General features: G+C 39.9%; 18 protein-coding genes and 2 pseudogenes. 6 read left to right on the forward strand and 14 right to left on the reverse strand.

Annotated elements, in window-relative coordinates; all coding sequences use genetic code 11:
• Nucleotides 1–93: 93 nt before the first annotated feature.
• The 3 genes from BLR76_RS05240 to BLR76_RS05250 form a co-directional block, all read right to left on the reverse strand.
• Complete coding sequence (locus BLR76_RS05240) at nucleotides 94–864, reverse strand: ABC transporter permease (protein WP_091266374.1); 771 nt, start codon at nucleotides 862–864, stop codon at nucleotides 94–96.
• Complete coding sequence (locus BLR76_RS05245; RefSeq protein WP_091266375.1) at nucleotides 857–1,792, reverse strand: ABC transporter ATP-binding protein; 936 nt, start codon at nucleotides 1,790–1,792, stop codon at nucleotides 857–859. The genes BLR76_RS05240 and BLR76_RS05245 overlap by 8 nt, the downstream gene beginning before the upstream one ends.
• 884 nt (nucleotides 1,793–2,676) lie before the next feature.
• A complete protein-coding gene (locus tag BLR76_RS05250; RefSeq protein ID WP_091266377.1) occupies nucleotides 2,677–3,333 on the reverse strand; it encodes a hypothetical protein in 657 nt (218 codons plus the stop codon).
• Nucleotides 3,334–3,574: 241 nt separating this feature from the next.
• On the opposite strand from BLR76_RS05250, the gene BLR76_RS05255 reads away from it, so the two are divergent.
• Both BLR76_RS05255 and BLR76_RS05260 read left to right on the forward strand, forming a co-directional pair.
• Entirely contained in the window at nucleotides 3,575–4,150 is a 576-nt protein-coding gene (locus BLR76_RS05255; RefSeq protein ID WP_091266379.1) for a helix-turn-helix domain-containing protein, read from the forward strand.
• Between the two features lie 354 nt (nucleotides 4,151–4,504).
• Nucleotides 4,505–6,400, forward strand: coding sequence for a putative bifunctional diguanylate cyclase/phosphodiesterase (locus BLR76_RS05260; RefSeq protein WP_091266382.1), 1,896 nt, complete (start codon nucleotides 4,505–4,507; stop codon nucleotides 6,398–6,400).
• A gap of 98 nt (nucleotides 6,401–6,498) precedes the next feature.
• On the opposite strand, the pseudogene BLR76_RS05265 reads toward BLR76_RS05260, so the two are convergent.
• The 8 genes and pseudogenes from BLR76_RS05265 to BLR76_RS12455 form a co-directional block, all read right to left on the reverse strand.
• Nucleotides 6,499–7,639 (reverse strand): annotated as a pseudogene (locus BLR76_RS05265) (NAD(P)-dependent malic enzyme).
• A 102-nt stretch (nucleotides 7,640–7,741) separates the two neighbouring features.
• Complete coding sequence (locus BLR76_RS05270; protein WP_091266384.1) at nucleotides 7,742–8,449, reverse strand: Crp/Fnr family transcriptional regulator; 708 nt, start codon at nucleotides 8,447–8,449, stop codon at nucleotides 7,742–7,744.
• Between the two features lie 64 nt (nucleotides 8,450–8,513).
• On the reverse strand, nucleotides 8,514–8,747 hold the full coding sequence (locus tag BLR76_RS05275) for a heavy-metal-associated domain-containing protein (RefSeq protein ID WP_091266387.1): 234 nt from the start codon (nucleotides 8,745–8,747) through the stop codon (nucleotides 8,514–8,516).
• A gap of 65 nt (nucleotides 8,748–8,812) precedes the next feature.
• Nucleotides 8,813–9,112 (reverse strand): iron-sulfur cluster repair di-iron protein, ric, encoded by a 300-nt coding sequence (locus BLR76_RS05280; protein WP_091266391.1) that lies wholly within the window; start codon nucleotides 9,110–9,112, stop codon nucleotides 8,813–8,815.
• Between the two features lie 33 nt (nucleotides 9,113–9,145).
• Nucleotides 9,146–9,379 (reverse strand): heavy-metal-associated domain-containing protein, encoded by a 234-nt coding sequence (locus BLR76_RS05285; RefSeq protein WP_026907430.1) that lies wholly within the window; start codon nucleotides 9,377–9,379, stop codon nucleotides 9,146–9,148.
• A 193-nt stretch (nucleotides 9,380–9,572) separates the two neighbouring features.
• The gene (locus tag BLR76_RS05290; protein WP_091266394.1) at nucleotides 9,573–11,426 is read right to left on the reverse strand and encodes a heavy metal translocating P-type ATPase; all 1,854 of its coding nucleotides are present in this window, start codon (nucleotides 11,424–11,426) and stop codon (nucleotides 9,573–9,575) included.
• A gap of 385 nt (nucleotides 11,427–11,811) precedes the next feature.
• Nucleotides 11,812–13,132, reverse strand: a pseudogene (locus BLR76_RS05295) (IS1380 family transposase).
• Between the two features lie 141 nt (nucleotides 13,133–13,273).
• A complete protein-coding gene (locus BLR76_RS12455) occupies nucleotides 13,274–13,504 on the reverse strand; it encodes a helix-turn-helix domain-containing protein (protein WP_091266397.1) in 231 nt (76 codons plus the stop codon).
• An 876-nt stretch (nucleotides 13,505–14,380) separates the two neighbouring features.
• On the opposite strand from BLR76_RS12455, the gene BLR76_RS05305 reads away from it, so the two are divergent.
• From BLR76_RS05305 to BLR76_RS05320, 4 genes are all read left to right on the forward strand, one after another.
• Entirely contained in the window at nucleotides 14,381–18,217 is a 3,837-nt protein-coding gene (locus BLR76_RS05305) for a Cna B-type domain-containing protein (RefSeq protein WP_091266400.1), read from the forward strand.
• Nucleotides 18,218–18,246: 29 nt separating this feature from the next.
• Complete coding sequence (locus BLR76_RS05310; RefSeq protein WP_091266405.1) at nucleotides 18,247–19,959, forward strand: SpaA isopeptide-forming pilin-related protein; 1,713 nt, start codon at nucleotides 18,247–18,249, stop codon at nucleotides 19,957–19,959.
• A 120-nt stretch (nucleotides 19,960–20,079) separates the two neighbouring features.
• Nucleotides 20,080–20,976, forward strand: coding sequence for a class C sortase (locus BLR76_RS05315; RefSeq protein ID WP_091266408.1), 897 nt, complete (start codon nucleotides 20,080–20,082; stop codon nucleotides 20,974–20,976).
• A complete protein-coding gene (locus tag BLR76_RS05320; RefSeq protein WP_091266411.1) occupies nucleotides 20,973–21,734 on the forward strand; it encodes a class C sortase in 762 nt (253 codons plus the stop codon). The genes BLR76_RS05315 and BLR76_RS05320 overlap by 4 nt, the downstream gene beginning before the upstream one ends.
• 535 nt (nucleotides 21,735–22,269) lie before the next feature.
• On the opposite strand, the gene rpsI is transcribed toward BLR76_RS05320, so the two are convergent.
• The 3 genes from rpsI to BLR76_RS05335 form a co-directional block, all read right to left on the reverse strand.
• Nucleotides 22,270–22,662, reverse strand: a complete 393-nt coding sequence (gene rpsI, locus BLR76_RS05325) for a 30S ribosomal protein S9 (protein ID WP_091266415.1) — start codon at nucleotides 22,660–22,662, stop codon at nucleotides 22,270–22,272.
• Nucleotides 22,663–22,675: 13 nt separating this feature from the next.
• On the reverse strand, nucleotides 22,676–23,119 hold the full coding sequence (gene rplM, locus BLR76_RS05330) for a 50S ribosomal protein L13 (protein ID WP_091266418.1): 444 nt from the start codon (nucleotides 23,117–23,119) through the stop codon (nucleotides 22,676–22,678).
• Nucleotides 23,120–23,581: 462 nt separating this feature from the next.
• On the reverse strand, nucleotides 23,582–23,793 hold a 212-nt coding region (locus tag BLR76_RS05335), incomplete at its 5' end, for a zinc ribbon domain-containing protein (protein WP_143009192.1).

Below are 23,793 nucleotides of genomic sequence, written 5' to 3' on the forward strand. Positions count from 1 at the left end.
AAAAAGCTGCCGGAATCAGTTAAATCAACTAATACCGACAGGCTAGAGTTAAAAAATATTAAGATAACGTCTTCCTTGACGATAAAAATATGATCAGCTTCGCAGTCCCCGGCCTTTTTCAATCAGATACCAGTCGATAGAATATAAAACGATGATGAAAAGGATCAGAATCAGGACAGAGAAAACGATTGGTACATCGATGACACCTAGGAAGCCGAAGCGGAAGCCCGAAATCATGTAGACGATCGGGTTCACTCGGGAAACAGCCTGCCAGAACGGCGGAAGCATCGAAATCGCATAGAATACCCCACCCAGATAAGTCAGCGGCTGTAAGACGAATGTCGGAACAATCGACACATCATCAAAAGACTGTGCGAAGATTCCATTCAGAAGTCCAGCCAGTGAAAAGAGAATAGATGTCATCAGAAGTGTCAGAATGACTACACTCCAGGAGTAGACTTGCAGAGGCACGAAGAACAGAGAAATAATCGTGACAAGTGTGCCTACAAGAATGCTTCTTCCCAGCCCCCCTATAACAAATCCCCACATAATGATATGCGTCGGAACGGGTGCTATCAAAAGTTCTTCGATATTCTTCTGAAATTTCTGAGAAAAGAAGGACGACGAGACATTTGAATAGGAGCTCGTAATGACCGACATCATGATCAGTCCGGGAACGATGAACTCCATATAGGAGAAACCTTCCATTTCACCAATTCGTCCACCGATCAGATTTCCGAAAATAACGAAATACAAAGAAGTCGTGATGACTGGTGGAACCAAGGTCTGGACCCAAATTCTAAGGTAGCGGTTCGTCTCCTTGACCGCCAGACTTTTTAACGCTGTAAAATAAAGACTAAACATGTGCATCCTCCACTACGTGTTTTTCTTCCGTAATTTTCAGGAAGAGTTCTTCTAGACGATTCGATTTGTTTCTCATGGACAGAACTTTGATCCCCTGTTCGGTCAGCTGACTGAACACCTCGTTGATGCCCTGGTCCCGGGCAACTTCTACTGCCAATGTCGAATCTTCGATCATTTCAAAGTCGAAACCAGTAATGACCGGCTGCCTGTCTGATGAATCGAGATCCAGGATAAAGGTTTCAAACTGAAGCTTGGCCAAGAGAGATTTCATGCTCGTGTTTTCGATGAGCTCCCCTTTTTGAATGATTCCGATATTCCGGCAGAGCATTTCCGCTTCTTCCAGATAATGGGTGGTCAGGATAATAGTCGTGCCACTGGCATTCAACTCTTTCAGGAAAGTCCACATTTCACGGCGCAGCTCGATGTCCACACCGGCAGTCGGTTCATCCAAAATCAGCAGCTTCGGCTCATGCATCAAAGCACGGGCGATCATCAGACGACGCTTCATTCCACCCGACAGCATACGAGCCCGCACGTCTCTTTTTTCCCAGAGGTCAGACTGCTTCAGATACTTCTCACTTCGCTCAAGGGCCTCTTTACGAGAAACTCCATAATAGCCAGCCTGATTCACAACAATTTGCTGGACAGTTTCAAACGGATTGAAGTTGAATTCCTGTGGGACCAGCCCGATTTGTCTTTTGACCTGCATCAGCTGCGTATCCAGATCATAACCGAAGACTTTTACTTTTCCTGAAGTCTTATTCACTAAAGACGTAACGATACCGATCGTCGTAGATTTCCCGGCTCCATTCGGTCCAAGAAGGGCATAAAAATCTCCTTCTTCCACAGTCAGATCGATGCCGCGAAGAGCTTCCACGCCTCCTGCATAGACCTTCTTCAAGCCTTCTATTTCAAGTGCATATGTCATTGCTTAACGATCTCCTTGTCTATTGATTCTATAATGTAACCCGGCAGAACTTATAAAATCATACGTCACTGCATGATAAAAAAAGTCCAACTCGAACAGTTTAATGTAAACTGACGCAAAAAACCAGACCTTCGTCTTTACCGAAGGTCCAGTTCCGATTATCACATCATATATTATACGCTGTATCCTCTTTCTGTTCTACTCCAAGATCAGTGAAAATGCATAACTTGCTTCTCCCTGTTCCCACTCTGCCTGCACTTCGTAAACGACTTCCATATATTTGGCCTCCATTACTTAAGTGTCGACTATATTTACTCAATTTCTTTCTTAAAGAAAAACATATTATCCTCACGAAATGCTCCTACATTGAACAACCCAGGATAATCACAGATGTTTCGATTTAGTGGTCATTACCCATTCCTAATTTTATTAAGTTCTTCATACTTTACTTTAGATAATAATGGCTAGACAGTCATTAAGAACGGTTAATCGTATCAACTATTTTGTCTATTACATCCTGAGCTTAAGAGCACCTTTATATTTATACTTGAAAAAGATGTGTTGAAGTAAGTTTAGTTTACCGCTTCAATCGATTTTTTGCATTTTCTAATCTCATATATTTTCTCTGAGTGTAGCCGATGGATAAAGGTTCCCTTATTTCTAGTATCTTTTGCCAAATGCAAAAAAAAGAAGTCTCTTAAAGAGAACTTCCTTTTATATAAATCCTGTTGGGTTCTTCCTTCATATATTTGTCTTAAAAATGATACTTATATTATTAGGAAATCAAAACAAGTTTGGAACAAACCACTGTATCAAACCTACAAGCATCAATAAAATAATAATGATAGCTATCGCATATATAATTTTATGTGTTCTCTTCATAGCTAATCCCTTCTCCAAGCATTTCTCATCAATGATCCATTTTCGTTATATGCAATGTGCCCTCTTAGCGTTCCAATTTGTTGTGATAAACCTTTAATTGGTCCTATACTATAATGAAAACTAGCTTCCGCATTTGCTCTATTATTTGAAACATACGCATTTAAACTCGTTTGTCCAGTTTGAACCATTGGATTTAATCTTCTCTCTACTGTTGCAGAGCGGGATAGTATTCTATTTACTCTACTTCCAACTACTTCGTATCTCACAGATATTCTGTATCCTGTGACTGTAATACCCAATATAGTCATATTATAATCTCTGTACCTACTATATGTCCTAGTATTGCTCAGAAGCGAATAAGTATTAGTACCGGGCTCATTACTGTATTGCTCAACCCCTTCAACAATCTCCCAATTTTCATCATTCATATAAGTTTCTGGATCACTTATAATTTTTACAAATTCTTTTTGTTCTTCTTCACTTAACTCATTAAACTCTTTATAAACTTCAAGGTCATTTTCTAATAAGAAATCCTTGTAGTCTTCTATAGTTAAATTGTGTGCGATATTTTCTTCTGCGTATACATTACTTGTTCCAACCAATGAGCTTATTAGTAAAAGAGCAATTATCAGTAATAACCCAAATGTTTTTTTCTTCATTTCTCTAACCTCCACTATTTTTTTATCTCTACGGTTAAATTCACAGAGAAGTTATTAGTATTCTATGCCTCCTTTAAATCAACTATACTATTTTGTGTTTTTTTTAAAAGTAACGAGATGTTTCCCCCCTAGAAACACCCTGTTACTTTTGTTGAAACAAGGTCCAGTAAGTATAGATTAATATAGATACTAATACTGTTATATGCTACATTTAATTAAACTATATTTGTGAGGTGCCGGGATGCTTCTGTCCGAGAAAATCAAATACCTTAGAAAAACTAAAGGCTATTCTCAAAATGATATGGCAAAAGAACTGCTGATTGAGCGGCAGACCATATCAAGATGGGAAAATAATGTAACCAGACCTGATCCATACAATTTAGAATTAATTAGTGAATTGTTTGAAGTATCATATGACTGGCTTCTGAAAGAAGACTTTGGCATCGAAGATTTGGATAAGCAAACATTTGATGCCTCAAACCTTGATAAAGAAGTCACACAAAATAATAAGCACTCAACAGAACCTCACGATTCACCCGGTTTAAAGTCTTTATTTGATTCGTTTTGTATTCTATTTGTGACTAGCGCTTCAACGCAAAGGCGATTAGCCTATACTCTCTTCTTCATGACTTTTGCAACTGGTGTTCTCCAGCCGGCTACACTGTTATTTAGCATTCCTTTTTCTGTGATTTATATTTTAGCTACTCCTGGTACTTTACTTAAAAAAATTTGTCTGCTTATATTTATGCTTTGGGTGGGCTACTATCTATTCATTATTCTCCTGTTACTTTTGGGAATTGGTATGTGGTATTTATAGATGTATAATAATTACTTACTCCTTTAATTTTTAATTATATAATTTTAGAAAACAGACTATTTTCTAAATCATGATATCCATATCCTGTCTAAAAAAACTACACCTTATTCACCTACACGAACAGCTCAAGACTAGCCATATGGGCTAAACTTGAGCTGTTTCTATGTTTTCAATAGAACTGTGTATTAATATTCTCACTTACTTTACTGAATGCCCCTAATCTACTTTATTGCTGTATGTTTTTACTTAAATAGTTCAAATTAGGGATAATTACTGGCTTAGCTTCTACATCTCTGATATATTTATTCTAGCATTTAATTTTCCTGACTTACACTAAAAGGAGATAACTCGCTTATGTCATCGAAACATTTAAAAAGAGGACTGATTTATGTCCCTTATTGCCTTATCGGTTTCTTTGCGATCCCGTACGTCTTGAATCATTATGGTGTTTCGTACACTCTAACCACTGCAGTCCTACATATTCTCATTCTAATCCTGCTTGTCTATACACTCTATCAGTACCGGCAATTAGATGGTGTACATGAGATTAACCAGAAATACAAAGAAAGCCGTCAGAAACTTCTTCTTAGGGAAAATGAGCTTAATTCCTTATTTGATAATAACAACGCTTATTTATGGACCATCGACTTTGCGGAAAAAACATTCCTTCCCTCTCAAGGTTTTGAACAAGTTTACGGCTTTTCAAGAGACGAGTTTATGGAAAACTATGAACTATGGAAAGACCGTGTCATCCCGGAAGACCTGCATATTGCCGAAGAACATTATGCACGGTTAAAATCTGGTCTCCCTTCAAACCGGTCGTTCCGTTTCAGAAATGGAGACGAAGAAATCCGCTGGCTGGATGCATGGGGTAAACCGATCTTTAATGAAAAAAATAAAGTTACGCACCTGACCGGAGTAGCTTATGACATTACCGATCGGAAAGAATTGGAAGAAAAGCTGTATCACAATGCCACCCATGACTACCTGACCGGACTGCCAAACAGAAAGAAACTGCTGCAGCACATGGAAGATGAAATGACTAAGTGCTCTGAAAAAAAAGAGTCTCTGGCTGTTCTGTTTCTTGACTTGGACCATTTCAAGTTTGTTAATGACAGCTACGGGCATAATGTCGGTGATAAACTGCTTGTACAGATCGGTGAACGTCTTAACAGCTTTGTCGGAAAAAAAGGTATGGTCTTTCGGCATGGTGGTGACGAATTCATAGTAATCATGAGATACCAGTCTTATAAACAGTTTATCAATGTCGTCCGCGGTCTTATCCAAACGTTCAAGACCCCTTACGATCTGAACGTTGAGCACAGTACTATTTCAGCAAGTATAGGTGTGAGTATGTTTCCTAAAGACGATACAACAATCGAAGGCCTGATCGGCAAAGCTGACAGGGCTATGTACCGGGCTAAGGAACAAGGCAAGAACACCTATCGTTTTGCCAATCCGGAGCTTGAGGAAGCTGAAGTACGTAGAAACAATGTCGAGAAACATTTGAAGAAAGCCATGGAACTGAATGAGCTGGAAGTATATTATCAGCCAATAGTCAACATGAAAACTGGTCAAATCTTTGGAGTCGAAGCCTTGATTCACTGGGACAATCCTTACCTTGGCAAAGTTAAGCCTTCTGAATTCATCCCTCTGGCTGAACGACTGGGTATTATGGGTGAAATGGGGCTATGGGTAATTGATTCGGCTACGAAGCAGATGAAAGCCTGGCATGAAATGGGGCTTAATTTCAGATTATCAGTTAATGTTACAAATGCACAGTTCGAGGACCCTCTCTTTTCGAGAAAACTAAACACTACCTTGGGCAACAATCATTTCAAACCTGATATGTTGACCATTGACGTACCTGAGAGTGTACTGCAGAATACTGAAAAGGCGTCTAAGACAATTCGTCACTTAAGACATATGGGAATCGAAGTAGCCATAGACGACTTCGGAACGGGCTTTTCGTCACTGAGTGTTCTGAATGCAGTTCCTATTGATACTATAAAAATTGACGAAACATTTTTGAAAGATGTTCCGGAGAATAAGCATAACGGTCAGATCATCAACACGATAATTAGTTTAGGGCATACTTTAAATAGTAAAGTGGTTGCCAAAGGTGTTGAAACCACTAAACAAGTTACCTTCCTGAATGAGGCTGGCTGTCAATATGGTCAAGGATACAAGTACAGTCATCCCGAAAGTGCTGCTGAGATTGAAAAACTACTCCTGCAACAGAGTGTCTAACACACGATTGACAATACAAACAAAAAGGACCGGACTCAGCCTCTGAAGCTGAATCTGGTCCTTTTCTTCGCATTATTCTATGCTGGAAAATGATATGCTTATTCTGATTTTGCCTGTTTAACACTATCCGCAACAATTGAAGCGACGCCAGGCGTAAACACGTTTGGAATAATGTTATCTACTGACAGCTCGTCATCACTAATTACACTGGCAATCCCTTTAGCTGCCGCAATCTGCATATCGTCTGTGATGTTACTGGCCCGGGCATCCAAAGCGCCTCTGAAAATCCCTGGAAAAGCCAGAACATTATTGATTTGGTTAGGAAAATCGCTTCTTCCCGTTCCCACAATGAATGCTCCCCCGTCTTTGGCATCTTGAGGGTTGATTTCTGGTTCCGGATTCGCCATCGCAAAGATGATCGGTTTGTCGTTCATTGAACTAATCCATTCTTTTTTAAGAACATTCGGAGCGGATACACCAACAAAGATATCTGCATCTTTTAGTGCTTCCTGAAGATTTCCTTTGATATTGTCCTGGTTAGTCAATGATGCTATTTCCTCATGTCGTTCTTCAAGATTCGGATTATCTGAAGATACAATACCTTCTTTGTCTACCAATAGGATATGTTTTACTCCTGCAGTCAGTAGACGCTTGGAAATCGCGACACCTGCTGCTCCTCCACCGTTAACGACGACTTTAACTTCGTCAATTTTTTTGTCAGCTAATTTTAAAGCATTATATATCCCCGCCAGAACAACGATAGCTGTCCCGTGCTGATCATCATGGAATACCGGGATATCTAATGATTCTTTCAGTCTGCGTTCTATTTCAAAACATCTCGGTGCACTAATATCTTCTAAGTTGATGCCCCCAAAAGATGGAGCAATCGCTTTGACGTGAGCGATGATTTCTTCTACATCATTTGTGTCCAGAGAGATCGGCAAAACGTTTGAATAAGGCTGCTTTCCCTTCCATTACAGGAATAGCTGCTTCAGGACCGATATCACCCAGACCGAGTACGGCAGACCCATCAGTCACTACTGCCACTAAGTTACGTTTTGATGTGTAGGTATAAACGTCTTCTTTATTTTCAGCAATAGCTGAGCTCACAGCTGCAACGCCTGGTGTGTAAGCTATAGCCAAATCTTCCATGGACTCGATCTTAACTTTGGAAGTAACCTCAATCTTTCCACCTTTTTCTTTGCTCACTTGAAGTGCTTTTTCTTTTACGTCAGACATGTTAGTTCTCCTTTAACTCTTTAGTTTTATCACTTAACTTGTAAAATCAAGCTGCTCGATTAAACTTAACCCGTTAGATGATGGCACGCTACTCTCTTATATTTATTCAGTATGAAGTAACAATTGATCTAAATCCATTATTTTAATTTTCTTTTTCGGTAACTGTTTAATCAATCCAAGTTCTTCTAGAGTAGTAAACTTACGGCTGATTGTTTCTGGTGTGGTACCAAGATACGAGGCTAAATCCTTTTTGGACATCGGTAAGATAATCGTTGGACTATTGCCACTTCCCTTTTCAACATTCTCAGCTAAAAAGGATATAATGCGGGTTTCTACATTTTCAATCGCTACTTGTGTGGTTTGTTTTTCAGAATCCTTCAAACGCATCGTTACTTCTGACAGTATTTTTAATGAGATCTGCGGATATTTCACCAAATACTCTTGTAAATCCTCTCGTTTAATTAAACAAATGGATGTATTTTGTAGTGCTTCCGCATAGTTATCATGAATACTTCCAGGTTGGAAAATGGCGACTTCACCTGTAAAATCACCGGGATTTAAAATGCGAACAAGTTGTTCTTTTCCAGAATCCGATAAGCGGTAAATCCGAGCCTTACCTGAATTGATAATATATAAGGTATCATCTTTCTCACCTGCACGGAATAACATTTCCCCTTTTTGTAGATGAAGTGTCTTGGCAGATTCCGCAATCAAATCCATTTGTGAGTCTTCCAAATGGTTGAAAATGGGAACAATACGAATACATTCTGCATGTCCATGTTGGTGATGACAACATTGGTTTTGTTCCAAAATAACCTCTCCCTTTTATAAAAAGCCTAAGAGGGTATCCTAGGCTTCCTTTCTATTCACTCGATTAAGCAGGTTTTACCTTTGATTTGACAACAGGATATCCTAAGTCTTCAATTGCCTTTTCGATATCGTTAATAACGACTGCTTCTGAATCAAAATCTACTTTTACTTTACTAGCATTGAACATTACTTTCAAGCTATCTTGATTCACACCGTTTATTCCTTTCACCGCATTTTCAATCTTTTGGAGACAAGATGGGCAAGATAAGGTTTCTAATTGAATCGTTGCTTTTTGCATAAATCATTTCCCCCTTCATTTTTTAACGACCGTAAACCAATTTATTCTTTTGTTTTTGAGTTACTTTAAGCCTGATATGCTTTATCTACTTCTGATAACATCTCGAATGTGCCTGCATATGTTTCACATACATCTCCAGGAATGGCGTAGTTGTCTGTGATTTTTCGTAATTGAGCAAATTCAGCATCTAAGTCAGGTTTGTTCGTACCTGCGTCTTTTACTTTTCCACTAATTGTTTCAAACAATTCACGTACTTCATAGGCTTCTGGATGGTTCTTACCATGGGCCCGTGTAATCGCAGTAGTGTATAAATCCAGTTTTTCAAAATGGTTTGTTATTACTTCGTTAAATGTTTGTTCAGACATTATTATTTCCCTCTTTCTTGTGTTTTTTTGGTCTTAGGCCGATTTTACTTTTGATTTGACGACTGGATATCCTAAGTCTTCAATGGCTTTTTCGATATCGTTAATGGTGATCGTTTCTGAATCAAAATCTACTTTTACTTTACTGGCATTGAATAATACTTTTAAGCTATCTTGATTAACCCCATTTAATCCTTTCACCGCATTTTCAATCTTTTGCATACAAGATGGACAAGATAATGTTTCTAATTGAATAACTGCTTTTTGCATGAATTATTTCTCCTTTCATCTTATCTTTAATTTTTTTGTTTTCCCTCTTCTTCTTTACAATTTAAGTATAGCTGAGGTTCAACGAAATGAAATTGACGCAAATCAAGTTTTAAGAAAAAAGTAGGGGAGTATTTTGTTCTTCCTACCTGAATACTTCCCCTTTATCATTCGTCAAGACCGCTTTCTGTTAAATTTATCCTCTCAAACGGTATCGAAGCAATCTCATACCATTCAAGATGACTATTAAGATACTTGCTTCGTGAACCAACATCCCGATTGACATATTCATCCATTCACTAAATAGTAGGCTAGCAAGTAAGACTAATACCACACCAACTGCTATGGTGATGTTCTGTTTCATGTTTCTTGAAGTTGATTTTGTTAAGCCTAATGCGTGTGGTAAACGACTAAAGTCAGAATTCATTAAAACGACATCCGATGTTTCAATTGCAACATCTGTTCCACTTCCCATTGCGATTCCGATATCTGCTAAGGCTAATGAAGGACTATCATTCACTCCGTCACCGACAAAGGCAATGAGTTGGCCTTTTGCTTGCATTTTTTCAATATATGCGGATTTTCCTTCTGGAAGCATATGACCGTGTGCTTCTGTTAATCCAAGTTCTCGAGCAACTAAATCTACGGTTCCTTGGTTGTCCCCAGAAAGAACGACAAGGTTTTTGACCCCTAGTTTTTTCAGTTTTTGAAGATCTTTTTTAACACCTGGACGGATTTGATCCCGAATACCCATCAGAACGTTTAATTCTCCGTCAACCGCAGTTAACACAAGAGAATTCCCATTTTTCTCAAAGCGTTCGACGTCTTTTTTAGCTTTTTCGCTTAATTTCACATTTTCCTTTTCCATTAACGCTACGTTACCAACGGCTATACGATGAACACCTATTTTTGCTACAATTCCGCCACCTTTAACGACTTCGGTTTCTTCAACAGTATAGAAAGTTGTCTCGCCAATATCCTGTAAGACAGCTTTTGCTAGTGGGTGGTCCGATTCGCGCTCCACACTTGCTAAGTATCCTAGAATTTCTTCAGTGTTGTTGCCGTAAAATTCTTTTTCGGCAACTTCAGGGTTTCCTACTGTCAATGTTCCCGTTTTATCAAAAACGATAGTATCTACTCTGCTAAAGTCATTGATAACTTCACTACCTTTTAAGAGGACACCATTACGTGCACCGTTTCCGATACCGGCAACGTTGGATACAGGAACCCCGATAACTAATGCACCTGGACATCCTAAAACAAGAATCGTGATAGCTAGTTCAATATCTTTTGAGAAAAACCAAACAATAAAACCAAGGACTAAAACAGCTGGTGTATAGTATTTTGAGAATCGATCAATAAACCGCTCTGCTCCTGATTTGGAATCCTGTGCTTCTTCCACTAATTCGATAATTCTACCAAATGTTGTATCTTCCCCTACACGGTCAGCTCGAATTTGGATCGTTCCATTTTCTAAGATAGATCCTGCAAATACTTCAGAATCGACCCTTTTGCTTACTGGAACAGACTCTCCGGTAATACTTGCTTCATTGATGTGACCTTCACCTGTTAACACGGTTCCATCTACGGGGACTTTTGCACCCGTTTTGACTAATAAAATGTCACCTTCATCTACATCATCGACATCAACTTCTTCAAATTCTCCATTTTCCATTTGCTTTAAAGCACTTTCTGGTGCCAGCTCTGTTAATTCTTTAATGGCAGAACGTGTTTTGTTCAAGGTACGTTGCTCCAAGTAAGAACCAAATAAGAATAAGAAAGTAACGATGGCTGATTCCTCATAATTTTGAATCAATACTGCCCCAATTACTGCAATGGTAACTAAAACATCAATACTGACAACTTTTACTTTTAATGCCTGAAAGGCTTGAATCGCAATTGGTGCTACACCAAGAATAGATGCAATGATGAGCGACCAATTGAAAATGGCCATGTTGTCTAAGGAAAATCGTCCGAAGAATGCAAGTGCAATCAAAATTGCACCGATCAGTGTAATGGAATTCTTTTTACTTAATATATATCTTTGCATGTTGATTCCCTCCAATTTCATTTCATTTGTATTCCTTGTTGATGACTCAAGTATAGGATGTTTCAATGAAATAAAAATTGATTAGGATCAAGTTCTATTGTAAAAGTGAAAAATTATAAAAGAACAGCAAAACAAATCCAACTGTTTTACTGAATAACTGAATAACTCTTATATATTATCGAACATACAATCACCTGAATAATTCATAGCTATCTGTGGATAACTATTTCACTGACTATTTCCGTTCATTTGAGTATTTTTGTTGTCTTGACTGGCTCGAATAAAGTCGGTTCAGGCAGATTTTGATAGGCTCGCCCAAAAAAAGGGTATACCACCCCCTTGGTTTTACACTACTTAAAAAAAGACGTCTGACTCATTCAAAAAGCTAATGCACGAGGACAAGCGATTGAATATTCTCAAGCACTTCCCAAAAGAGGGAATCAAATACGTGAGATGATGCCAAACGAACTCTTAGTTGCCTGGCATGACTCGTTAGCCTTCCTGCAATATGAAAGAGTTTGAAAACGAATTGTTGAAATGGTCGACCGTTTCATTTCCTTTGGAAAGGTCGCTTCTTTCATGAGATGGACCAAATTGTAGGCGATACAACTCATCATCATTCGAGCTTGATTCGCCACATAAGTTGAGCTGTCGGTCTTATCAAAGGAAAACCGATTCTTGATTTCTTTGATACAATTTTCCATCGTACCACGCTTTTGATACAGCTTAAATAAAGTTTCGGCAGAGAGTCCATGAAAGTTAGTGACAATAAACTCATACTTAGTAAACAGAAGGTTTCCAGCTTCACGAGTCGCTTTTACAGCGATTTCTCGGGAAATATCCCAACTACCTGCTTGATAGTCCATAATAAAATATTGGTGTTCGTCCTTAGTGAAGTCCGTGGTTTCTCCATAATGCACGCGGTGATGTGCGAGATCTTTCAGTTTATGATTCACTTTCAACCGAATCACATACTTGACTTGTTCTTCTTCACAAAGGGAATAGATCTCTGGTTTGGCAAAGCCACTGTCCCCACGAACAGTCAGAAACATCTCACAAGAATGTTTCTTGTGCTGACGGATAATAGCGGCTATAAAGTCTTCTGCCGCATTGGACGTATAGACATTTCCAGGACGAAGTCGGGCATCTAAAAACAATCCAGTTAATCCGTCAAAAGCGACTAAAGGATGGTACCCATTGGTACCGTAATGCGTCTTGAAATCTGTGTGTTCTTGATGGCCAAAGGTATCCGAGTGCGTAGAATCGATATCAATCACCGTGTGTTGTGTGTTCGTATGGTGGATCCAATCATCTGCCAAGCCTTTGGCGATTTGTTGGAATTGAGCCACATTTTCTTCAGTTAGTTCATGAATAAAGCGAGAAATCATGGATTGAGAAGCGAGCTGATCTTTTCCAAGCCCTTGCTTTAGAATAGGATCTAGGCGTAGACGGTTCGCAGCAGAATCTTGTGGATAACCGGCAATGAGTTGTACGATTAGTTGCTTCAATATTTCTTCGTACTCATGAATACAATAGGCACGAGAATCATTTAAATGAAAGAACTCCTTAAGCATCTCATCAAACTTAATCTTGTGTAAAAACTCAAAAAGTAAAAGAAGTCCGGCATCATTAAACAATTGTCCTCCATCGTTTGAAACAATCATATTTGAGTTGAATTTCAGCGATTTTTCTTGTAAAGTTTCCATATAAGAGCACACCTCTTTTTGGTATTTGGGTTTTGGTTGACTTTACAATATCACAGAGTGTGCTCTTTTTGTATCTTTTTTACTTCACCCAACGGGTGAACAATGAATAGAGTGGTAAACGGTATTAATACGGGATAAATGCTAGTTCTGACAAATAAGTATGAATAATTCAGGATTTATTACTTTTTTTGTTTTAAGGCCTTCTTTTCCATATTTCTTGTATTGGTTGACCCATTTCTGAAGTTGACTTTTACTTGAAATATTGTATTTTTTACTGAGTAACGTATAGCCCAATGTTCCATTTAGATATTCTTGTACAATTTTTAATTTAAATTCATACGAATACTTTTTTGACATAAAAATAACCCCCATAAAGTTAGAATTTTCACTCTAACTTTTGGGGGTCACCTCAAAAGTCTCTAATTAAGGGCTTTTTTCGTCGTCATTCACAAGCAATTACTATTCAGTTTTTATTTATGATTAATTATATAGCATTTCAAGGTGATAATATTTTTGTTTACTGAGGGGCAAGGTATAAACTTACAGTAGAGATAGGAAATCGTAATTCGTAGATTAATCCATCTTTATGTTCACAATCTTTTCTCAGATTTGTGAACGCCATAACGACTAAGAGGTGGTCCGGATAAAAAGACTAATCATTCACATAGTGCATTTGGATTCTCTGAATCCCCCATTACTTACCTCCCAATTAAATGAAAAAGACTTACGCCTTTGATTACTGGAAAAATTCTCTTTTCCGAGCAGAGGCCTTTTTCATGTCTTCCCTGCTTTCAATCTACCCTGGACCACTTATAAAAAGATTTATAAAAATCAACTGCTTCTATTTGACTAATCTTTGAATCTTTATTATACTAATCTCAACAAATGAATAAGCTTACTAAAAATTATTCAACCTCTTAAATCAACATGACCCCAAAGTTATCGGCTGATCCCCTCTTATATCAGCCATAATCCCTGCGTTCTTCACTTAACTTTCATACTAGACTTCTACTACCCTCAGCATCAGCACAAACGATTCCATATCTTACAATAATAACCCTCTTACGTTTCAAACACCTTATATAAACTATCGTATACACCTTTTTCTACATCTTTCTTTCCAATCCTTGCATGATTCCCCTATCAAACAACACACACAGGACCCTTTAAGGAGGTGGCGCCTTTGACAGAAACCTATATGCCGCTCAAGTTTCATACTTTACATCAGTAATCGGAGGTGTGTTAGATGTGACAACTCAACGCAAACCGTTGCACACACACGTCATAACGCTGCTGTTCGTTCTGTTTCAGTTCATTCAGTTCCTTCCCTCGAGTTTAGTTTCATCCCTCACAGCATCCGCTGAGACCAGTAATTCAGTCACACTGTTTTCGGACGATAAAGGATCCGGAAATGCCAAATGGTCTTTAAGCGAGGACGGAAAACTCATTACCTGGGATATCACTGTTACCCAAAATGAATCCGAAGCAGAAGCCGCACCAAGCGTGGAAGTGGTCGTACCAGCAAACGTCGGTGCACCACAAGTCGTGTCGGCAACACCAACTGGCGTATTCACACCATCAGGTACTAGCCATACCTTTACAACCCCTTACTCAACCACCGCACAAACCCTCAATCTCAAATTCACGACCGCAGTCAATGATCTTACCTCACCAAACCTAGCCTTCAAAATCGGCGCTTCGATACAGCAGAAAGACAGTCCAGCAGCAGCATCCCTTCAATCCGTCTCGATCCCGAATAAGCTTGCTCAGCTAGAAGCTGAAAGGATCGCGGCAGAAAAAGCGGAATCGGAAAGAATAGCTGCTGAAAAGGCGGAAGCCGAACGCATCGCAGCCGAAGAGAAAGCTGCTCAGGAAGAAGCCGATAAACTGGCTGAAGAAGCAGCTAAACAAGCAGCAGAATTAGAAGCTGAGCAGCGTGAAGAAGACAAGGATACTCAAAAAGAAGCCGATGAATCAGAACAAGTAGCTGACGAAGAAGAGAAAACTGAAGAAGCAGTAGAAGATGAGATCGAAGAAGACGCTGTATCTGAAGAAGATACAGACGGTGAAATCGAGTCAGAAGTAAATGCGGTTGTCGAAGCATCTGCATTGGAAGAGAAAACTGAAGCTCAACTTACTGAAAAGGCAGTAGCGGATGACCCTAAAGAGGAAGATGCCAAAGAAGAACCCTTTGCTGCTGTAACAATGATGCAAATGGATGCAAATGTTGGTATTTTAAGTACTGCTGATGCTCAGAACTACTTTGAAGCAACAGGAACCAGTACAAATGATCATTATTCAGTTATTGGCGTTTATATCGATATGGCCGATAATGTTCACCTTATATTGGATAACGACAAAAACACAGCGAATCAGACTAGATTCCACTCCCCTATGCTAAATGGTCAAAACGCCTATAATTATTCTACCAATTTCAATACGTATGAACAGTACTGGGATGAAATTGGTACAAGTATCACCTTAAACATCAGTGGGACAGAAAGAACAATTACTGGAGTTAGAATGTTTGATTTTAATCTCGGTCCTATGACTGATTTATTGCAAGAAACGAATACTTTACAGATGCTAAATCAGGCTGATGGATTCAGTATAAAAGGCATGACATTCACACTCGATCTTGATTACTCTATTACCAAAGATGTTGATCCTACAACAGCAACCATCGGTGATGAACTAATTTACACAATCACCGTGATGAATAGTGGCGATTTAGCTTTGAGCAACGTCGATGTATTCGATGATAGTCCACCAGAAGTCACTATACTTCAAGTAAGAGAAGTGGGTGGTACTTGGATTGATGCTGAAACGATCGATGGTAGAACTCAAATAGCTAAAAATATCTATCTAGCAGCTAATGGTGGCTCGCAGACGTTCGAAATCAGAGCATACGTTAACGACGACGCTGTGGATGCTCAGGAGTTAACTAATACTGCCACGATCGGTGGAGCTGTCGCTCCTAAAACAGATGATGCTACCGTGACCGTCGAAGCTACTAATATAGATATAACGAAAGAAATCATGGGTGAAGATGCAGATTTAGAGGGGACATTCGATTTCAATTACTCTATCACTAGACCTGGCGAATTAAACACTGACCATTACTATTCACCAGTAAATGGAATATTCAATCTGGGTAATGGAGGTACTGAACATTTCAATAACTTACCAACTGATGCTCTTATAACAATGAGCGAAGAGTCTGGTAACTATGACGTCACTGTAACCGTAGATGGAGTAGAAGTCACTCCTAACGATGATGGAGAGTATCTATTTGATCTATCAGGCTTATCTAGTTTATCTATTCTTGTAACTAATGAATTAACTGTTCCAAAAGAAGATTACGTTGTTACAAAAGTTTGGGACGGCGGACCGGAAGAAAATAAAAATCCAGTCAATCTCACTTTATGGAGAACTACAGATGGAATAGAATTTTCTGCAGTAGAATTTACACCCGTTATTGATCCTGTAGAAGGGCCAGCAAATGAATTTACGTATACTTGGTCTGAATTGCCTACAGAAATGGCTGACGGTACTCCAATCACTTACTACTTCACCGAAGTTGAAGTAGACGGTTACACTCGAGAATATGGCGCCCAAGAAGAATTTAATGGAGCCTTATACGGAGTCTTTAACGAAGTTAACCAGGGAATGGTAACAAACATCTACCAAATCCCTACAGATGACATCGAAGCAACGAAAACATGGTTAAACGGTGAAACTGTCCGACCAGAACTATGGTTCCAATTACGTCGCTCTATAGACGCTTTGGAAATCGATGAAGCTGTAGATGTCATGATGCTACCTGCAGCAAGTGATGCTGAAGAAACAGTGTCTGTGATCTTTACAGATATTGAGTTAACAGACAATGATGGAAACGAATACACCTTCTATGTCGTTGAAGGAACGTTAGTTGATGGCCAGTTTATTCCAGGAACACCTGATAACTTTGTCAAAACTGGAGAAGGATTAGACTTAACGAACACATACGAAAGTCCAATGATCGATATCTCTGCTCGTAAAGTTTGGAACGGCGGACCTTCTACCGACCATGTAGCAGTAGACTTGACTCTAAGTCGCAAAATTTCTGGAGAAGAGTTCCAATTAGTTGATGATAATACCCCTGTGGTTGATCCAGCAAGCGGAAATAATGCTGAATTTAACTACACTTGGTCAAACTTACCTGCAACAGATGATCAAGGTAACCCATATGAGTACACTGTTGCTGAACCAACCGTCCCTGAGAACTATGAATCAGTTGTCACACCTCCAGGAGACGACAATGATATATGGATCATGACGAACACTTATACAAGTCCACATATCACTATCGTTGGTGAGAAGATCTGGTCAAACGATACACCAGAACACAGACCAGAAAGCCTGACTATTTCACTCTACCGCATGATAGAAAGCGGCGAGCCTGAATATGTGACTGAAACAACCACTTCAGCTCTAGACGAATGGTTCTATGATTTCGGTGAACAGGATGAAACGGATAATGACGGCAACGTCTACACTTACTCTATCGAAGAGACTGTTCCTCCGAACTATAACGAAGACTATGCTTCACCTTACTATGTTGAAGACGTCCTGAATCTGGATGTAGAAAATACGCTAGTCATGGGTGACCTCTATATTCTAAAAACAGATATGGACGGTAATCCTATCCTAGATAATCCTGCAGAATTCAAGCTGACACGCATAGATCCTGAAGTTGCAGATCCGTTCACAGAAACTTTATCGACAGATGCTGAAGGTAAACTGGTCTTCACAGACTTGCTTGCCGGAACCTATCGCTTAGAAGAAACAAAAGCACCGCTCGGTTTCAACCTTTATCCTGACGACTTTATTATCACTATCGCAAAAGGACAAAACGGTGAAACGATCGTCAGCGTAGAAGAAGTTCAAGTTACTGAAGAAAATCCATTAATGATCAAAAACCGACCATCTCAGTCCTTACCTGATACAGGAAGCATGGGAACCACCATCTTTACTGTTCTTGGTATCGCCTTGATGGGAGGAGCTGTATACGGCCTTAACAAAAAGAAATCAAAACAGTCATGAAGAATGACTAAAAAGGAGAGTTAAAGCAAATGACCAAAAGAATAAGAACGATTACCGGTTTCTTGATGGGGCTGTTCATGGTTCTTTCCATTATGGCACCTTCCATGGCAATGGCAGCAACAGCAAGACCAGAAACAGGAAATCTGCATATCCACAAAGTCCAGACGAACTATGATCCTTTTAATGATGAACTGATCGATAACGATGGTTTGACAAAAGATCTCCCAGCCGATTCTGCATTCTTAGAAGACGCACAGTTTACTATCTATAAAGTAGCAGATGATGCCGAACTGCCCGTAGATATTTCTGGATTAACTCCAATCGTAGAAAAAACAGACAACAACGGCTTAGCTTTCTTTGGAAATTTAGCTAAAGGGCGTTACTACGTTGTAGAAACAGAAAGACCTAAAGGGGTCGTAGCATACAGCCCGCCATTCTTAGTGGATGTGCCAATGATGCACCCTGACGGTGACAGCTGGAACTCAAATGTTCACGTCTATCCTAAGAACCAGTTGATCCTGGGTGCCGTCGAACTGACTAAATTAAAAGAAGACGGTGAAACTGGCTTAGCTGGAGCAACATTCAGTCTTTACAGGGTACAAGAAGGTGACGATGAAGAAATCGCAACAGGCTTGATTACTGATGGAAATGGTAATATCTTCGTTGGTAACTTAGTCGTCGGCAACTATTACTTTATTGAAACAGCTGCTCCTGCTAACTACGGCTTAGATCAAACACCTATTCATTTTGAAGTAACAAAAGATGACCATGCATACGGTTTAGGAAATGATTCAGCTGACGAAAATGTTATTGATGAAAAAATCATCCGCGAAGGGGTCGAACTTGTCAACGATGATTTACCTGAAATTGATAAATCTGTAACAGAACAAGGGCAAGAAGAGGATACTGGCGATTTCTTTGAAAACCTTACGTGGATTATTCGTTCAGATATACCGAACTTTATCGATACTGAAAATCTAGTAAGTTATATCATAAGAGATACATTCGGTCCAGAACTCACTTATGCCGGTAACCTTGTTGTAGAAGCTGACGGTGCTGCATTTACAGACTTTACTGCATCTGGCGTAACTGTTGGCCAAGAAGGTGGCACATTAGAACTTGATTTTGATATCAATGCTTTAGATGGTTTTGATGAACTCGTTATTTCCTTTGACACATTCATTAACGAAAATGCCGTCATGGGAAGGGATTATGAAAACAACGTCACACTGACGTATAACAATGGATTTGAAGAATATACTGACACAGAGGAAAATCCTCCTGTTGTTCACACTGGTGGTAAAGCCTTTGAGAAAGTGAACAAAGAAGGCGAAGGTTTACCAGGTGCCGAATTCCTTATCTACAAAGGTGAAGGCATGTATCTACAACCAGACTACAACTGGGGTGCTAAAGCCACAGCTTGGACATTCGTATCTGACACTAACGGCTACTTTGAAATCAAAGGGTTAGCATACGGCCAATACTTCCTGGAAGAAATCAAGGCACCTGAAGTTGACGGTATTCAGTACAGACTGCTTGATGATGACTACGAGTTCACTGTAAATGCTAACAGCTACTACAGTAACGTTTCAGATCTTGTCGCTGCTGCTCCTGCTGAAATCGAAAATAGCCCAGAAATCACTCTTCCTCAAACAGGTGGCATGGGTACACTCGTATTCAGTCTCATTGGTCTTGGCTTGATGGGCACTTCTGTCAAACTCTATAAAAAATCAGAAAAATAATCGATGATGATCTAATTCAAACCGACACCTGACACCTCCGGGATGGGACACTACCTGTCTCATCCCTTTCTACATACTCCTCTACCCTACTCTCATCATTGAAAGGAGGGAGTCCCCCCCATGAAAAAACCATTGCGTTCATTCAAAAAACCTTCTAAATCCACTCTTTTATTCGTCCTTGCCTTTATTATTGGATTGAGCATCTTTCTATACCCCATCGTTATGCAGATTTATTCCAGCATGACCCAGACCCGTGTCATCGATACGTATCAGGATTCCCTGGATCAGCTTTCCCAAGAAGAAATCGATGCTTATAAGAATCAGATAGCTGAGTACAACCAAAATCTTTCCGGCAGCGATATTGAGCAGGGCTATGAGGACCCTTTTTCTGATGAACCATCCAACGAAGTCTCTGCTGAAGGTGATCGCTCTTCCTTCAATGTATTTACGGATCGCCTAGGTGATGTTCTTGGACATATAGATATCCCTGATATCAATGGTAACTTCCCGATCTATTCAGGTACAAGTGATGCTGTACTCCAAAAAGGTATTGGATATATGGAAAATACGTCCTTTCCTTTGGGCGGGGAGAGTACCCACTCTGTCTTGACTGGACATCGCGGTTTACCCACATCTAAACTATTCACGGACCTTCCCGACTTAGAAATCGGCAGTGTCTTTTACTTGAATGTATTGGATGAAACCTTAGCTTACCAAGTCACTGAAATCAATACCGTTCTGCCTTACGAAACAGATCTTATAGCCATCCAAGAAGGACGAGATCTCGTTACCCTGATCACTTGTACGCCATACATGATCAACACCCACCGGCTACTGGTCATGGGCGAACGGATCCCTTACTCTCCCGAAGAACCGGTCGCTGCTACGATCACCCCAGACGGAGTGCCCAATGATAATTCATATCTCCTTCCGATCATCCTTGCTTCATTAACCGGACTCCTAGTCATCGCTTTTATCATCTATAAGAAGAAAACGCGAGAGGAGAATAGACAATGAAGAAAAAACTAATCCCCTTTCTGCTGTTTCTTGTCGGTCTACTCTTTTTTACCTATCCTCACATTGCTCACTACATCAATGATCACGCCATGCAGCAGCAAATCGAAGAGTTCGAAATCGTTTCTGCCCAGCCCGATTCAGAAGAAGACACTGACGCTTTGTGGGAAGAAATGCTGACATACAATGAAGAGCTTCAAAACAATCCAGATCAGACGATAGAAGATGCGTTTACAGATGAGGTGATGGCTTCGAATGCCTTTTACTCAAGTGATCAAGCTGACCCTGAAAACGATGGTAGTCTCGTCGATAATTCTCACATTGAGATGGAAGATGTCAGTGCCTCTTCTCTATCCTCTCGTTCATTTTATTCGATCATCCGTATCCCTAAAATCAATATTGAACTTCCTATTTACCTAGGAGCCTCGGATGCCAACTTGATGAAAGGTGCCGCACATATCACAGGTACATCGCTTCCTGTTGGAGGCAAAGGCAACCATTCTGTTATAGCCGGTCATCGCGGGACCTTAAGACATAATATGTTCCTGCATGTCAATGACTTGAATGCTGGCGATACGTTTGAAGTCCAGACCTTAGATAAAATCATGACGTACCGAGTGACAGGATCAAAAGTCGTCTTGCCTAACGAAGTCGATACATTAAGTATTCAAGAAGACAAGGATCTCGTGACCCTCGTCACCTGTCTTAAGTACCCCATGAATTACAAGCGTCTTCTCGTTTATGGTGAACGGGTAGACTAATACGCTAGCCTAGTTCGGTGCATTCAGCTAGTTTTATACTATAATCAAGCTGAACCACACCCAACTTCGGCTCAGACTAGCCGCAAACAACTTGGAATAAACTGAACCACACTCAAAACGGCCTGTCCCATCGTCAGTCACTCTTCGACAAACCGAAAACTGCTCTAAAAGCTCAATAAATTATGACCATTATATAAATATAATCGGAGCTTTCCGCATATATTTCTGGTCATTTTTGGCTATGCTTCTTTGGATATCTTTCCGCCGCCTTGCTTATTCTTTATCAGTTTCTGCATTTTTTCTTTTGGAGTCATTTGTTCCACCACCTCTTTAATTGATGCTTTTTCATTTTATTTCACTAGCGTGTTGTCGTCTTTCTCAGGCACTAAAAACAAAAAGGCACCAGCAGAATGCTGATGCCTTTTTGTACTGCAGTATTAAGTTTAAGCCGCAAATTGAATGGTACTCGATTTCTTTCGAAATCTCTGTCTCATACTGTATCCGTAAGCGAATAAATTCGCAACGGCTCCAGCAATTAACGTTTTGAGAATTGTGGAGATTTACGCGCTTTTTTAAGACCTGGTTTTTTACGTTCTTTCATACGTGAATCACGTGTAAGCAGTCCAGCTGCTTTCAGTGGAGAACGGAAGTCAGGATCTACTTGTAGTAACGCACGAGAAATTCCGTGACGAGCAGCGCCTGCTTGTCCTGAGAACCCACCACCGTGAACGTTGATAGTGATGTCGTAGCTGTCTACTGTATCAGTGATAGCTAGTGGCTGTTTAACTACTAAGTGTAGGTGATCGAAGTTTAAATATTCAGAAATATCTTTACCGTTAAAAGTGATTTTACCAGAACCTGGAGTCATGATAACACGAGCTGTAGAGTTTTTACGACGACCAGTTCCGAAATATTGTACTTGTGCCAATGGATGTCCCTCCTTAAATCAAGTTTGTGATGTCTAGTACTTCTGGCTGTTGAGCTTGGTTCTTGTGCTCAGGGCCAGCGTATACGTGAAGTTTTTTAATTTGTTTGCGTCCTAGTGGGTTGTGTGGAAGCATACCTTTGATTGACATTTCAATCAAATGTTCCGGTCTTTGAGCACGGATTGTTCCAGCTGACTGTTGAGTCAATCCACCTGGGTGTCCAGAGTGACGAGAATAAATCTTGTCGCTAGCTTTCTTCCCTGTTAGTTTAACTTCTCCTGCATTAATTACGATTACGTGGTCACCAGTATCAACGTGTGGTGTATACGTAGGTTTGTTTTTACCGCGTAGGATAGATGCAACGACAGTTGACAGACGTCCTAAAGGAATATCTGTAGCGTCGACTACATACCATTTGCGTTCGATGTTACTTTCATTCGCCATAAATGTTGTACGCACGATCTTAACCTCCAAATTTTCTTTTCAAGAATCAATTTTAAATTAGCTGCTTTCCATCGCTTCTAAGTTCCGTTAAAAGTAATAAGAAAGACTCTCTGTTGTTTGTTCCAAAACAAGTTTCCGGGGCTTATCATGGTGGCAAACAATACCATCTGATATAGTACCGTGAATGGCGGGAAAAGTCAATTGGTTTTGAAGAATTAATCATTATATTTTCAAGAGGTTTATAGACCAGCCCTACAACTGGCCTTTCTCCTGCCGTCCCTTGAAAGATCTATCGTTCACACTTTATCTATTATCTACCTTATTATAGAAGAAGTGAACTACCCACCACTTAAATCCTTTGGATTTTGAAGTGGGGGCTTCCTACGAACTCCATTCTTGTCTGGACAGACTTCATACAGACAGAGGAATCGGATAGGGGTAGGCTCAAAAGGCAGTCCCTGCCTCATTGATTTTCTTTTACTTGGCCAATGCCAAGAGGTTTTTGCTGGCATTGATATCTCTGTCAAGGTATTCCCCGCATGTCGGGCAGTCCCACTCCCGGATATTGAGCGGCTTCTTGCCGTCTCGGTGTCCGCAACTCGAACAAACCTGACTAGACGGATAAAATCGGTCTGCTTTGATAAGTGTCCGTCCTTTTTGCTTGGATTTATATTCTAATTGTCGGACGA

Source organism: Alkalibacterium thalassium (genome assembly GCF_900101165.1).
Taxonomy (GTDB): domain Bacteria; phylum Bacillota; class Bacilli; order Lactobacillales; family Carnobacteriaceae_A; genus Alkalibacterium; species Alkalibacterium indicireducens.

What these genes read in the sequence shown, in the direction of transcription:
- BLR76_RS05240 (WP_091266374.1), bottom strand. Translation starts at nt 864, where the DNA reads ATGTTTAGTCTTTATTTTACAGCGTTAAAAAGTCTGGCGGTCAAGGAG.
- BLR76_RS05245 (WP_091266375.1), bottom strand. Translation starts at nt 1,792, where the DNA reads ATGACATATGCACTTGAAATAGAAGGCTTGAAGAAGGTCTATGCAGGA.
- BLR76_RS05250 (WP_091266377.1), bottom strand. Translation starts at nt 3,333, where the DNA reads ATGAAGAAAAAAACATTTGGGTTATTACTGATAATTGCTCTTTTACTA.
- BLR76_RS05255 (WP_091266379.1), top strand. Translation starts at nt 3,575, where the DNA reads ATGCTTCTGTCCGAGAAAATCAAATACCTTAGAAAAACTAAAGGCTAT.
- BLR76_RS05260 (WP_091266382.1), top strand. Translation starts at nt 4,505, where the DNA reads ATGTCATCGAAACATTTAAAAAGAGGACTGATTTATGTCCCTTATTGC.
- BLR76_RS05275 (WP_091266387.1), bottom strand. Translation starts at nt 8,747, where the DNA reads ATGCAAAAAGCAACGATTCAATTAGAAACCTTATCTTGCCCATCTTGT.
- BLR76_RS05280 (WP_091266391.1), bottom strand. Translation starts at nt 9,112, where the DNA reads ATGTCTGAACAAACATTTAACGAAGTAATAACAAACCATTTTGAAAAA.
- BLR76_RS05285 (WP_026907430.1), bottom strand. Translation starts at nt 9,379, where the DNA reads ATGCAAAAAGCAGTTATTCAATTAGAAACATTATCTTGTCCATCTTGT.
- BLR76_RS05290 (WP_091266394.1), bottom strand. Translation starts at nt 11,426, where the DNA reads ATGCAAAGATATATATTAAGTAAAAAGAATTCCATTACACTGATCGGT.
- BLR76_RS12455 (WP_091266397.1), bottom strand. Translation starts at nt 13,504, where the DNA reads ATGGGGGTTATTTTTATGTCAAAAAAGTATTCGTATGAATTTAAATTA.
- BLR76_RS05310 (WP_091266405.1), top strand. Translation starts at nt 18,247, where the DNA reads ATGACCAAAAGAATAAGAACGATTACCGGTTTCTTGATGGGGCTGTTC.
- BLR76_RS05315 (WP_091266408.1), top strand. Translation starts at nt 20,080, where the DNA reads ATGAAAAAACCATTGCGTTCATTCAAAAAACCTTCTAAATCCACTCTT.
- BLR76_RS05320 (WP_091266411.1), top strand. Translation starts at nt 20,973, where the DNA reads ATGAAGAAAAAACTAATCCCCTTTCTGCTGTTTCTTGTCGGTCTACTC.